General features: G+C 68.0%; 12 protein-coding genes and 1 tRNA gene. 4 read left to right on the top strand and 9 right to left on the bottom strand.

Annotated features, from left to right (window positions below):
- Positions 1-61: 61 nt before the first annotated feature.
- From RMO12_RS10535 to glmU, 4 genes are all read right to left on the bottom strand, one after another.
- The gene (locus RMO12_RS10535; RefSeq protein ID WP_309624665.1) at positions 62-394 is read right to left on the bottom strand and encodes a hypothetical protein; all 333 of its coding nucleotides are present in this window, start codon (positions 392-394) and stop codon (positions 62-64) included.
- 118 nt (positions 395-512) lie between these two features.
- Positions 513-2387, bottom strand: coding sequence for a glutamine--fructose-6-phosphate transaminase (isomerizing) (gene glmS, locus RMO12_RS10530; RefSeq protein WP_309639253.1), 1875 nt, complete (start codon positions 2385-2387; stop codon positions 513-515).
- A gap of 143 nt (positions 2388-2530) precedes the next feature.
- Positions 2531-3040 (bottom strand): J domain-containing protein, encoded by a 510-nt coding sequence (locus tag RMO12_RS10525; RefSeq protein WP_309624667.1) that lies wholly within the window; start codon positions 3038-3040, stop codon positions 2531-2533.
- A 110-nt stretch (positions 3041-3150) separates the two neighbouring features.
- Positions 3151-4530 (bottom strand): bifunctional UDP-N-acetylglucosamine diphosphorylase/glucosamine-1-phosphate N-acetyltransferase GlmU, encoded by a 1380-nt coding sequence (glmU, locus tag RMO12_RS10520; protein ID WP_309639252.1) that lies wholly within the window; start codon positions 4528-4530, stop codon positions 3151-3153.
- On the opposite strand from glmU, the gene RMO12_RS10515 reads away from it, so the two are divergent.
- Positions 4529-5413 carry a DUF6279 family lipoprotein gene (locus RMO12_RS10515; RefSeq protein ID WP_309639251.1) on the top strand — a complete coding sequence of 295 codons (885 nt, stop codon included), beginning with the start codon at positions 4529-4531 and terminating at the stop codon, positions 5411-5413. The genes glmU and RMO12_RS10515 overlap by 2 nt on opposite strands.
- 18 nt (positions 5414-5431) lie before the next feature.
- On the opposite strand, the gene RMO12_RS10510 is transcribed toward RMO12_RS10515, so the two are convergent.
- From RMO12_RS10510 to RMO12_RS10495, 4 genes are read right to left on the bottom strand one after another with little or no spacing between them, the layout of a single operon-like run.
- The gene (locus tag RMO12_RS10510) at positions 5432-6058 is read right to left on the bottom strand and encodes a DUF4136 domain-containing protein (RefSeq protein WP_309639250.1); all 627 of its coding nucleotides are present in this window, start codon (positions 6056-6058) and stop codon (positions 5432-5434) included.
- 17 nt (positions 6059-6075) lie between these two features.
- Positions 6076-7005, bottom strand: a complete 930-nt coding sequence (gene ttcA, locus RMO12_RS10505) for a tRNA 2-thiocytidine(32) synthetase TtcA (RefSeq protein ID WP_309639249.1) — start codon at positions 7003-7005, stop codon at positions 6076-6078.
- Positions 7002-7385, bottom strand: a complete 384-nt coding sequence (locus tag RMO12_RS10500; RefSeq protein WP_309639255.1) for a dihydroneopterin aldolase — start codon at positions 7383-7385, stop codon at positions 7002-7004. Before RMO12_RS10500 ends, ttcA begins: the two co-directional genes overlap by 4 nt.
- An 11-nt stretch (positions 7386-7396) precedes the next feature.
- Positions 7397-8182, bottom strand: a complete 786-nt coding sequence (locus RMO12_RS10495) for an SDR family oxidoreductase (protein WP_309625291.1) — start codon at positions 8180-8182, stop codon at positions 7397-7399.
- Between the two features lie 20 nt (positions 8183-8202).
- On the opposite strand from RMO12_RS10495, the gene RMO12_RS10490 reads away from it, so the two are divergent.
- The 3 genes from RMO12_RS10490 to RMO12_RS10480 all read left to right on the top strand — a co-directional run bounded on the left by RMO12_RS10490 (position 8203) and on the right by RMO12_RS10480 (position 9695).
- On the top strand, positions 8203-9336 hold the full coding sequence (locus RMO12_RS10490; RefSeq protein ID WP_405029660.1) for a class I SAM-dependent methyltransferase: 1134 nt from the start codon (positions 8203-8205) through the stop codon (positions 9334-9336).
- Positions 9337-9346: 10 nt separating this feature from the next.
- Positions 9347-9541, top strand: coding sequence for a DUF2905 domain-containing protein (locus RMO12_RS10485; protein ID WP_309625037.1), 195 nt, complete (start codon positions 9347-9349; stop codon positions 9539-9541).
- Between the two features lie 77 nt (positions 9542-9618).
- Positions 9619-9695: transfer RNA gene (locus tag RMO12_RS10480), tRNA-Met, on the top strand.
- Positions 9696-9979: 284 nt separating this feature from the next.
- On the opposite strand, the gene RMO12_RS10475 is transcribed toward RMO12_RS10480, so the two are convergent.
- The gene (locus RMO12_RS10475; RefSeq protein ID WP_309639248.1) at positions 9980-11065 is read right to left on the bottom strand and encodes an SDR family oxidoreductase; all 1086 of its coding nucleotides are present in this window, start codon (positions 11063-11065) and stop codon (positions 9980-9982) included.
- Between the last annotated feature and the right edge of the window lie 471 nt (positions 11066-11536).

Raw genomic sequence — 11536 nt, 5'->3', positions numbered from 1 at the left:
TCGGCAGCTCGGCACTGCTGCGGCACCGCGCAGCGGGCATATCCGCTGCGCGGTGCCTGGCTCAGGCGCGGTAGAGCGAACTGCCGCAGCTCGTGCAGGACGCAAGCCCGGCCGCAGTGCGCAGCAGAGTCGAGCCGCATTGGTTGCAGGTCAATTTGCCGCCCCGCATGTTCGACGGGTAGGTGCGGCGGTACTCGTCGTGCGACGCCGCCGGCCCCGCCGCCGCGTGCTGCGCGCTGGGCGCAGCGGGTGGGCTGGCGGCAAGCGCTGCGCCCGGCACGCGCCCGGCATCGCGGCTCGGTACCGCGTCGGGCGCCTTGTCGCCGCGCTGCTTGTAAAGGAAGTAAGCGACACCCGCCACGACGGCGATGATGATCACGATGGTCCAGCTCATTGCTTGTCCGCCTCTTGATGGTCTTGGTTGCAGGAACCCTCACCCGCACCCAACCCGCGGGCAGCGAGCAACAAAAGGATACCAACGCAGGCCGCGCGAGGCCAGCGTTTTGCCGCGCTCATTCCACCGTCACGCTCTTGGCCAGGTTTCTTGGCTTGTCGACGTCGGTGCCGCGCGCACACGCGGTGTGATACGCCAGCAGCTGGAGCGGCACCACATGCAGCAGGGGCGAGAGCAGCCCGTAGTGCTCCGGCATGCGGATGACGTGCAGGCCTTCACCGGATTCGATGCGCGTGTCGGCGTCGGCAAACACGAACAGCTCGCCGCCGCGCGCGCGCACCTCCTGCAGGTTGCTCTTGAGTTTTTCGAGCAGCGCGTCGTTGGGCGCCACGGTGACCACCGGCATGGCGCTCGTCACCAGCGCCAGCGGGCCGTGTTTGAGCTCGCCGGCCGGGTAGGCCTCGGCATGGATGTAGCTGATCTCCTTGAGCTTGAGCGCGCCTTCCTGCGCCACCGGATAGTGCAACCCGCGGCCGAGGAACAGCGCGTGTTCCTTGCGTGCGAACTCCTGCGACCAGGCGATGATCTGCGGCTCGAGCGCGAGCACGGCCTGCAGCGCGGCGGGCAGGTGGCGCAGTGCCTTCAGGTGCGCGGCCTCGGCGCTCGCGTCGAGCAGCCCGCGCGTCTTGGCGAGCACGAGCGTCAACAGGAACAGCCCGGCCAGCTGGGTGGTGAAGGCCTTGGTCGAGGCGACGCCGATCTCCACGCCGGCGCGCGTGAGGTAGGCGAGCCGGCACTCGCGCACCATGGCGCTGCTCGCCACGTTGCACACCGTGAGCGTGTGCTGCATGCCCAGGCCGCGCGCGTGCTTGAGCGCGGCCAGCGTGTCGGCGGTCTCGCCGCTCTGGGTGATGGTGACCACCAGCGTGCGCGGGTTGGGCACGCTGTCGCGGTAGCGGTATTCGCTGGCAATCTCCACCTGCGTCGAGATTTTTGCGATGCTCTCGAGCCAGTATTTGGCCGTGCAGCCCGCGTAGTAGCTGGTGCCGCAGGCGAGTATGAGCACCGAGTCGACGGCGCCGAACACCGCTGCGGCATCGCCACCGAACAGCTCGGGCACGATCCCTTGCACACCTTCGAGCGTGTCGGCCAGTGCGCGCGGTTGCTCGAAGATTTCTTTTTGCATGTAATGACGGTAGGGGCCGAGTTCGGCCGCAGCGGTGTAGGCCTGCACGGTGCGCACCGGCCGCTCCACGCGCTCGTGGCGGCCGCTCGCGCTGCGCGCCGCGATCCAGTGCTTGCCGAGTTGCAGGTCGACCACGTCGCCTTCTTCCAGGTAGACGATCTGGTCGGTGACGCCCGCCAGCGCCATGGCGTCCGACGCCAGAAAGCGCTCACCCTCCCCGATGCCCTGCCCGACACCCAGCACCAGCGGCGAGCCGTAGCGTGCGCCGACCACCCGCTGCGGCTCGTCGCGCGCAAACACCGCGATCGCGTAGGCGCCCTTCAGGCGCAGCGTGGCCTGCTGCACGGCGTCGAACAGGTCGCCGTCGTAGAGCGCATCCACCAGATGGGCGATCACCTCGGTGTCGGTCTGGCTGGTGAAGACGTAGCCGCGCGCCTGCAACTCGGCGCGCAACTCTTCGTGGTTCTCGATGATGCCGTTGTGGACCAGCGCGACGCGCGCCGGACGCAGCGGCTGGCCCGGTGCCGCCGGGCCGTGCGAAAAATGCGGGTGGGCGTTGTGTAGCGCCGGGGCGCCGTGCGTGGCCCAGCGTGTGTGGGCAATGCCGACGAAGCCCCGCACATCGTCTTGCGCGACCAGCGTTTGCAGCTCGGCCACGCGAGCGGTGCTGCGGCTGCGGCGCAAGCCGCCGTCCTGGACCACGGCGACGCCGCAGGAGTCGTAGCCCCGGTATTCAAGGCGCTTCAAGCCTTCGACCAGAACCGGAACGATGTTTCTGGCGCCAACCGCGCCGACGATGCCGCACATGGGTTGCTCCTTGGGTGCAAGCACCGATGGTATGAAGGCTGGTGTAGCAATTGCCTTCAAATTAAACAGAAAAACAGCTGAATCTTTTCTTCAAAGCGCGCCGAGTTCGACAGCCCACGGGCCGCGGCCTGCGGCGACCGCTGCTAGCGCGCGCTCGACGATTGCAGCGTCGGCGCCACGCGGTGCGGGGCGTCGTCATTGCGCAACAGGACCGCGGTCGTCATCACCAGCGCGGCCAGCACGACGCACGCCACCAGGCCGAAACCGACTCGTTGCACGGCCGTGAGGTGCATGCGCCACGCAGCCGCAAAGGGCAGGCCGTCGATGCTGATGCTGGTCCAGAACAGGCGCAGCCGAAGGCCGAAGCCGAGTGCGCTGGCATCGCTGGGCTCACGCAAACCGAGGCGGATTTCTTCTTGGCGGATCCATTGGTCATGCGCGGCGCGGCGCGCCGGGTCGAGCAGCACTTCCTGCGCCTTGTTGAGCGCCGTCACCAACAACTCGTGACGCAAGCTGCCCTGGTGGCGATCGGGGTGGTACTTCTGCACCAACGCCTTGTACGCCGCACGGATCACCTCCGGCGGCGCATCGGTGGCCACCTTCAGGCGGCCGTAGTAATGCGCGATCTTGGGGGCGGACGTGGTGCGGTTCATCGCGACCGATGCTAGAGGCGTTGCCGGACAGCCCGGCGTGCAGAGTTGACGCCGAGACGGGCCGATGCGGCGCGAGGCCTGCCGACCCCTTGTTCGGGTGTGAACGGGCGCTAACGCTTTTTCTTCGGCCGCTGCCAGCCGACCAGGCTGACTTGCCGGGCGCGCGCCACGGTCAATTGCCCGGCGGGCGCGTCCTTGCCGAGGGTGCTGCCGCCGCCGATGGTGGCCCCGTCGCCGAGCACGATCGGCGCCACCAGCACGCAGTTACTGCCGACATGCACGTCGTTGCCGATCACGGTGCGGTGCTTGTTGGCGCCGTCGTAGTTGGCGGTAATGCTGCCGGCGCCGTAGTTGACGCGCTCGCCGACGGTGGCGTCGCCCAGGTAGGCCAGGTGGTTGGCCTTGGCGCCGCGCGCCAGTGTGGAGTTCTTCACCTCGACGAAGTTACCGACATGCACCTCGGCGCCGAGCTCGGAGCCGGGCCGCAAGCGTGCGAACGGCCCGACGCGGGCATCCACGCCGACCGTCGCGCCATCGATGTGCGTGAACGGCAGGACCCGCGCACCGGCGTCGATGCGCGCATCGCGGATCACGCAATGCGCACCGATCGTCACGCCCTCGCCGAGCGTGACCGTGCCTTCGAAGACGCAGCCGACATCGATCTCGACATCGGCGCCGCACGACAGTTCACCGCGCACGTCGATGCGCGCCGGGTCGGCCAGGCGCACGCCGGCTTCGAGCAGCGCCTCGGCCCGCAGCTGTTGGTAGCGCCGCTCCAGCAGCGCCAGTTGCAAGGGGCTGTTGACGCCCAGCACTTCGATCTCGCTCTGCGGCTGCGCGGCCACCACCGGCACGCCGTCGGCGACCGCGAAACCGACGATCTCGGTCAGGTAGTACTCGCGCTGCGCGTTGGCGTTGGACAGGCGGGCGAGCCAGCGCTTGAGCGCCGCGGTCGGCACCGCCATCATGCCGGTGTAGACCTCGCGGATGGCGCGCTGCGCAAGGCTCGCGTCCTCGTGTTCGACGATGCCCAGCACCGCCTCCCCGCCATCGTCACTGCGCACGACGCGCCCGTAGCCGCTCGGGTCGGCCAGCTTCACCGTGAGCAGCGCCAGGCGCGTGCCGCCACAGGCTTGGACCAGGGCGCGCGCGGTGATGGCTTCGATGAGTGGCACGTCGCCGTTGAGGATGAGCGTCGTGCCCTCGTTGCCCAGCAAGGGCACGGCTTGTTGCACCGCGTGGCCGGTGCCGAGCTGCGGCTCCTGGCGCGCGAAGGCAAGCGGTGTGCCTGGCAGCGCAGTGCACATCGCCGTCTCGACCGCCTGGGCGTCATGTCCCGTAATGATGATGAGCCTTTGTGCCCCCAGCCCGGCAGCGGTGGTGAGCACATGCTGCAATAGCGATCTTCCGGCCAGGCGGTGCAACACCTTGGGCCGGCTCGACTTCATGCGGGTGCCCTTGCCCGCGGCCATGATCACGACGTCCAGCATGCTGCAGATCTTCCGGTTCAAACGGTGGCGCATTATCGCGGCCACCCTGCTGCTGACACTGTCCGGCTGCAGCGCGTTGAGCCTGGCCTACAGGCAAGCGGACGGGCTGGCGTATTGGTGGCTCGACGGGTATCTCGACTTCAGTGCGTCGCAGGCGCAACACGCTCGCCAATCGATCGCCCGATGGTTCACCTGGCACCGCCGCGAGCAGTTGCCCGACTACGTGGCGCTGCTCGGCCGGGCCGCCAGCGAGGTGACGCAGGACACGACGCCGGCCAACGCCTGCCGCTGGTTCGAGGACGTGCGCACCCGACTCGACACCGCCCTCGAACACGCCTTGCCCGACGCCACCGCGATCGCCGCGAGCCTGGGCGAGGAGCAGTTGACCCAGCTCGAGCGCAAGCAGGCCAAGATCAATGCCGCGTTCCGCGACGACTTCCTGCAAGCCGACCCCGCGGTCCGACGCCGCGCCGCAGTGGAACGGGCGGTCGAGCGCTCCGAGCAGCTGTACGGTCGGCTGGGCCCGCCGCAAAAGGAGCGCATCGCGCAGGCGGTGTCGGCTTCGCCGTTCGAGCCGGAGCGCTGGCTCGCCGAGCGCCAGCGCCGCCAGCAGGACCTGCTGCGCACCGTGCGCTCGCTGCAGACCGAAACGGGCTCGGCCGCCGCACGCGAAGGCGACACCGCCGCCTTGCGCGCGTATTGGCAGCGTGTGCTGCACTCGCCCGACGAAGCCTACGTGCGCTACCAGCAGAAACTCGACGCCTACAACTGCGACTTCGCCGCCCAGGTCCACAACGCCACCACGCCAGAGCAACGCGGCGCGGCGCAGCGACGCATCAGGAACTGGGAGTCCGACCTGCGAGGGCTGGTGCTCGCGCCCTGAGCCGCCGACCTTGCAGGTTCAGGCCCTGGGCAGCGCCACCGTCACCATGCGCGGGCTCAGCGCCGGCAGCGGAAAGTCTTTCATGGCCGCTTCGAACATGGCCGGCAGCAGCCGATCCGACGTCCAGCGGCTGGTGTGCGTAGCCCGCGTCTCGTAGACGATCTGCTGGCTGCGGCGATCACGGATCAGCACGCCGGCTTCGCGCTGGTAGTCGGCGTAGTCGCTGTCGTAGCCGTAGCCGGCACCGAAACCGGGGCCGTAGAAGAACGGGCGCCGCCCGCCGTGATACCACCAGTCACTGCGCCAGTAAAACGGGCTCATGAAAGGATCGCGGCGAACCACCTCGAACACGCGCGCGCCGACCTGCACCAGCACGTCGGCCTGCTCGGTGCTCGTTGCGCGAGTAAACCCCGCCGCCTCGATGGCCTGGAGCGCGGCCGCTTCGACGCGCTCCTGCTCCGCGGCATTGGCCTGCTGCGAGGGCAGCCGCTCGATCACGTAACTGCCCGGCTTGCGCTCGGCCGGCCAGCTGCCCTGGCTCGACACCTGGACATCGATGCTGTCGATGCCGGCACAGGCCGAAAGCAGCGCACCTGCGGCCAGCGCCAAGGCGCCCAGGCTCGCCAGGGCTTTGCGTCTATGCATGGAAGTCTCCTCGAGCGTCAGTCCTGCGCATGCCAGCGGATCGTGGTGCCGCGGCTCACGGGCTCGGCCGCTGGCGCGGCGCAAGGCTCGTCGACGTCATCGAAGGCCTTGTCGCCGCTTGCATCGGCCGACCCAGTCGCTTGGAGACTCTGAAAGGGGTAGAGGTTCCGGTCCTGCAGGTGCGACGGCACCACGTTGCCCAGCGCCCGAGCCATGTTGTCGAGCCGACCGGGGGTCTGGCGTTCCCAGTCGCGCAGCATGGCGCCGATCTGCTTGCGCTGCAGGTGCTCCTGGCTGCCGCACAGCGTGCACGGAATGATCGGAAAGGCGCGGTGCGTCGCCCACGCCTGCAGATCAGCCTCCGCCGCGTAGGCCAGCGGGCGAATGACCACGTGCTTGCCGTCGTCGCTTACCAGCTTGGGCGGCATGCCTTTGAGCTTTGCACCGAAAAACAGGTTGAGCAAGAAGGTCTGCAGCATGTCGTCACGGTGGTGGCCGAGCGCGATCTTGGTCGCTCCCAACTCGGTGGCCACGCGATAGAGAATGCCGCGCCGCAGTCGCGAGCACAGGCTGCACATCGTCTTGCCCTCGGGCACCAGGCGCTTGACGATGGAGTAGGTGTCGCGGGTCTCGATGTGAAACGGCACGCCCAGGCGGCCCAGGTAGGCGGGCAACACGTCGGCGGGAAAGCCGGGCTGCTTCTGGTCGAGGTTGACCGCCACCAGCTCGAAGGCAACGGGCGCACGTTTTTGCAGATTGAGCAGGACATCGAGCAAGGCGTAGCTGTCCTTGCCACCGGAGACGCACACCATCACCTTGTCGCCCGGCTCGATCATCTTGAAGTCGCCGATCGCCTGGCCGACGAGGCGGTGCAAGCGCTTGCTGAGTTTGTTGGCCTCGAAGGCGGCTTTGTTCGCGCCCATGACGGTGTCGACCATCGCGCTCATGATGCGTCTCTCTTCAAATGGAACACCTCGACGCCAACGGCCGCACAGTCGGCGTACACGTCCGGCTTGGCGGTTGAAACCCGCACCGCCCGCACCCGGGGATGCGCCAGCAACTGCGCCGCGATCGCGTCGCACAGGGTTTCCTGCAGGCCCACATGGCCGAGCGCCACGCACTCGGCAATCACCGCGCGCACGAAGTCGTAGTCGATCACCTCGTCGAGCCGGTCCGCCCGCGGCGTGCTCCAGTGCAGCGGCACGAACAGCTCCACGTTCACCACCACACGCTGCGGCCGCTCGCGCTCGAACGCATGCACGCCGATGCGCACCGCCAGCTCATGCCGCTCGAGAAACAGCCGTCGACAGCCGCGCAGCTCGGGCATGGAGAACCAACTCACCGGCGCAGCTCCTGTCGCGCCAGGTAGAGCACGTCGCGCGGCTGCGCGGACAAATGCTGGCCCCCATCGACCAGCAGCGTGGTGCCGGTGATCGCGCGCGACTCGATCAAGAAGCGCACCGCACGCGCCACGTCCTCGGCGCTGGCCGAGTAGCCCAGCGGCGTCATGCCCTGCGCGCGCGCGAACTCCTGCGCATCCATCGGCCCCGAAGCCAGCGTGAGGCCGGGCGCCACGCCGACCACACGCAGCGTCGGCGCCAGGGCTTGGGCGAGCACCGTCGTCGCGGCCTCGAGGGCGGCCTTGGACAGCGTGTACGACAGGTGGTCGGGGTTGGGATTCCACAGCTTCTGGTCGAGCAGGTTGACCACGCAGCCCTGCCGCTGGCTGCCAAGCAGGTGCGCGTGCAAGGCCTGGGCGAGCAGCACCGGTGCGGCGGTGTTGATCTGCCAATGCGCGGCCAGGTTCGCGCAGCAAAACGTCTCTGCATCGTCCTGCTCGAAACGCGAGGCGTTGTTCACCACCGCGTCCACGCGTCCCATCGCCTGCACCACTGCCGGCAACAGCGCACGACAGCCTTGCTCGTCGGCCAGGTCGGCCGCGAAAACGCGGGCCCCGGCGCCGAGCACGCGCGCGTCGGACAGTGTCTGGGTCGCTTCATCGCCGACGTGGTGGGTGTGCAGCGCAAGATCAAAACCGTGGGCCGCGAGCTCGAGCGCAATGGCGCGGCCCACGCGCCTGGCGGCACCGGTGACGAGCACCACGGGACGAGAAGACGAACTCATGCCTCGGGGACAATGCGGGAGTGAAAGAAGGCCAGTTCCTCAGTGTAGCCAGCGCCCCTGCGCGCGCCCCGGCGTCGGCCCTGGCGCAACGCATCGATCGCGAGATCGCCCAGGGCGGCGGCTGGCTCGGGTTCGAGCGCTTCATGGAACTCGCGCTTTATGCGCCCGGCCTCGGCTACTACGCGCGCGGCGACCGCCAGTTCGGCGCCTGGCCCGGCTCGGGCAGCGACTTCATCACCGCTCCCGAGATGAGCCCGCTGTTCGGTCGGGCCGTCGCGCGCCAGCTCGCGCAGGCGCTCGACCTCACTGGCACGCGCGAACTGTGGGAGTTCGGCGCCGGCTCGGGCGCGCTGGCCGCACAACTGCTCGACGCGCTCGGCTCACGCATCGATCGCTACTGCATCGTCGAGCTGTCCGCCGCGCTGAGCGCGCGCCAGCGCGCAACGCTGACCGAGCGAGTGCCGCGACACGTCGACAAGGCGCTATGGCTGGACCGCCTGCCGACGGCCATCGAGGGCGTGGTGATCGGCAACGAAGTGCTCGACGCCATGCCGGTAGCGCTGCTGCACTTCGACGGGCAAGACTGGTTCGAGCGTGGCGTGGCGCAGCGCGGCACGCACTACGTGTTTGCCGACCGCCCGACCGCGCTGCGCCCACCGATAGCAGCCGCTTTTGCGCCCGACACGACGACCGAGCTGCAGCGCCACGGCGAAGCTTTCATCCGCACGCTGGCCACGACCTTGGTGCGCGGGGCGGCGTTCTTCATCGACTACGGTTTTCCGGTCCATGAATACCACCATCCGCAGCGCCACGGCGGTACGGTGATGTGCCACCGCGCGCACCGCGCCGACACCGACCCGCTCACCGACGTGGGCGAGAAGGACATCACCGCCCATGTCGACTTCAGCGGCATCGCCTTGGCTGGCCAGGACTGTGGGCTCGTGGTGTTGGGCTACACCACCCAGGCGCGCTTCTTGATGAATTGCGGCCTGCTCAACGATCTGCGGGGCGCCGATGTGCGCGAAATTGCGGCCGCACAGAAGCTGCTCGGCGAGCACGAAATGGGTGAGCTGTTCAAGGTGATCGGTTTTGCAGCCGCTGAGTCCTTCGACGCGCTCGGCTTCGCCCACGGCGACCGCAGCCACACGCTCTGAGCGACTTGCCATGCTGCGCTGGCTGATCGTCGTGGTGCTTGCCTTGCTGGTCTTCAACGGCCTGCGGCCCTGGCTCGAGAAGCTGGGCCTGGGCCGCCTGCCGGGCGACCTTCGATGGCGATGGCGCGGTCGGCCGTGGTCGCTGCCCATCGCCAGCACGCTGCTGTTGAGCTTGATCGCCATGGCGATCGGCGAGCTTTTTTGAGCCTGCTGATGGGTGCATTCGGCGCCGTTACCGCCGCGCCCGTCGCGTGGTTTTGCCTCGTTATAATGCCCGGCTTAGGCGCTTTAGCTCAGTCGGTTAGAGCGACGGAATCATAATCCGCAGGTCCGGGGTTCGAATCCCTGAAGCGCCACCAAGACTCAGACCCCGCCATGGCGGGGTTTCGCATTCAAGAGCCGCTTGCGCAAGCGTACTGATGCCAAAAAAGAGAAGCCCCGTTGCTCTGGGCTTCATCACTTCAGCCGGGCCGCACGCGCAAATCGTGCGGCAAGCGATCCCGACGGGCCGCTTAGGCCTTCCTTACCTGCGATCACCGCCGTTGCGAGTCATATCGCGCTGGCCGTCCGGGGTCGCAGTACAGGTGCGATTTCGGACCGCAGCGGCGCGCGCGGCGGCAGGTCAGCTCAGCTCACGGCGATGTCAGGCCCGCGGCAGGATGCCCCGTGCGATCAGATTCTCGAGCCAGTGACAGAACATCTGTTCGCTGTCGCAGACTTCGTGGAATCCTGCCTGACGCAGCTTGATCGCGCTCACGAAGGCGGGCGGCGGCGGCACGCTTGCACCGTAGGCAAAGCAGAAATCCGCGTAGTGATGCGATTCGCCGAGCAGATCGGGCATCGCCACCTGGCGCAAACCGTGCCGCGCCACGATGCGATCCCAAACCGCGCTGTGGGCGGGCAGGAACTGCTTTAACTCGCGGGGCCGATCAGGGCCAATCGCGACGCCCAGCGTCGCGGCCATTGCCGGCCACACATTGCGCCATTCGAAGACATCGCCGTTGGTGACATTGAAGTGCTGGCCGTGCGCCGCCGGGCTTTGCGAGGCCCACACGAAGACATTGGCGAGCAGACGTGCATCGACGGCTTCCCAGACATACGACACGCCGCCGGGAAATGCGAAAGGCTCGCCCAGTTCGCGGCAGATGGCGGCATACGCTCCGATCACCGGAGCGAGGTTCATGGCCACGCCGTAGGCGCCGCCGATGATGAGCTGTGGCCGCAGGATCGTGAAAGCGAAGCGTCCTGCCGACAATTCCTTTAGATAGTCTTCCTGCAGCCAGTAGAAGTTGGCATGGGGATCGCGCGGGGCGCGTTCGCGGGCGGGGATCGGCATCGGATGAAGGTGGATGCCGTAAGCCTTTGTGCCCTGCAGCAGGCTGACGTGGCGCAAGCTGCTGCCCGCGCCCGCGAGCGGCGCGAGGCAGTTCTGCAGCATCGCGAGATTAGTCTGCATTTGATCGCGCTCGGTCCAGCCGGCGATGAGGCCTGGTTTCTCGAACAGCGCGGCGTAGACGACATGCGTGACGCCCGACAGGGCACCGAGCGCAGCGCGACTCGCCTGGGCATCGCGCAGATCGACGGCGACATGCGTATAGGGTTTGGCATGCGCGATCTCCGGACGTCGCCGCGACAGCGCGACCACCTCCCAACCGTCGGCGAGAAAGGCTTCAACCGCGGCCGCACCGACGACGCCGCTGGCGCCAGCAATCAAGACTTTATTGAGCATGGACCGACTCCGATAGGCAGATGCAAACCAGCATACCGCCGCGCCAAACAGAGTAGCAGAAGTACTGACCCTAGGGAACATCGGATGCGACGGGGCCGACCGGAGCGCAGCCGGTGGTGCCATTGGCTGCGCGCGGAGAGGCCCGCTCGCGACGCCATCGCCTGTCGCGATGGTCGCGCGCAACTGCGGCAGGTAGTGCGCGTATTAGCGCTGCATCAGCTCGATGAGGGCCTCGCGCACCCACCGCGGCGCCGAGGCGGTGCGCCAGCAGACCGAGCACCAATGCCGCGATCGCTGCAAACAGCACGGCGGGCCAGGCAACCTCGGGCCAGGTGTCCCACGCTTGAAGCGGCATGTCCGAAGTGCGGCAGTTCGCGTGCCCGCCGCGCTTGGACAGGGCGTCGACGACAGCCCCACTGGCCCGCGGGGCGGCCGGCTCGATCGCGCCGGAGTGTGAAAAGCTGCACACTG

The sequence above is a fragment of the Methylibium sp. genome, assembly GCF_031393925.1.
In the GTDB taxonomy this organism is placed as follows: domain Bacteria; phylum Pseudomonadota; class Gammaproteobacteria; order Burkholderiales; family Burkholderiaceae_C; genus Methylibium.
This window is presented reverse-complemented; position numbering and strand designations above follow the sequence as displayed.

What these genes read in the sequence shown, in the direction of transcription:
- RMO12_RS10485 (WP_309625037.1), top strand. Translation starts at nt 9,347, where the DNA reads ATGCTGCGCTGGCTGATCGTCGTGGTGCTTGCCTTGCTGGTCTTCAAC.
- RMO12_RS10510 (WP_309639250.1), bottom strand. Translation starts at nt 6,058, where the DNA reads ATGCATAGACGCAAAGCCCTGGCGAGCCTGGGCGCCTTGGCGCTGGCC.
- RMO12_RS10500 (WP_309639255.1), bottom strand. Translation starts at nt 7,385, where the DNA reads ATGCCCGAGCTGCGCGGCTGTCGACGGCTGTTTCTCGAGCGGCATGAG.
- RMO12_RS10495 (WP_309625291.1), bottom strand. Translation starts at nt 8,182, where the DNA reads ATGAGTTCGTCTTCTCGTCCCGTGGTGCTCGTCACCGGTGCCGCCAGG.
- RMO12_RS10525 (WP_309624667.1), bottom strand. Translation starts at nt 3,040, where the DNA reads ATGAACCGCACCACGTCCGCCCCCAAGATCGCGCATTACTACGGCCGC.
- RMO12_RS10535 (WP_309624665.1), bottom strand. Translation starts at nt 394, where the DNA reads ATGAGCTGGACCATCGTGATCATCATCGCCGTCGTGGCGGGTGTCGCT.
- glmS (WP_309639253.1), bottom strand. Translation starts at nt 2,387, where the DNA reads ATGTGCGGCATCGTCGGCGCGGTTGGCGCCAGAAACATCGTTCCGGTT.
- glmU (WP_309639252.1), bottom strand. Translation starts at nt 4,530, where the DNA reads ATGCTGGACGTCGTGATCATGGCCGCGGGCAAGGGCACCCGCATGAAG.
- RMO12_RS10515 (WP_309639251.1), top strand. Translation starts at nt 4,529, where the DNA reads ATGCTGCAGATCTTCCGGTTCAAACGGTGGCGCATTATCGCGGCCACC.
- ttcA (WP_309639249.1), bottom strand. Translation starts at nt 7,005, where the DNA reads ATGAGCGCGATGGTCGACACCGTCATGGGCGCGAACAAAGCCGCCTTC.
- RMO12_RS10475 (WP_309639248.1), bottom strand. Translation starts at nt 11,065, where the DNA reads ATGCTCAATAAAGTCTTGATTGCTGGCGCCAGCGGCGTCGTCGGTGCG.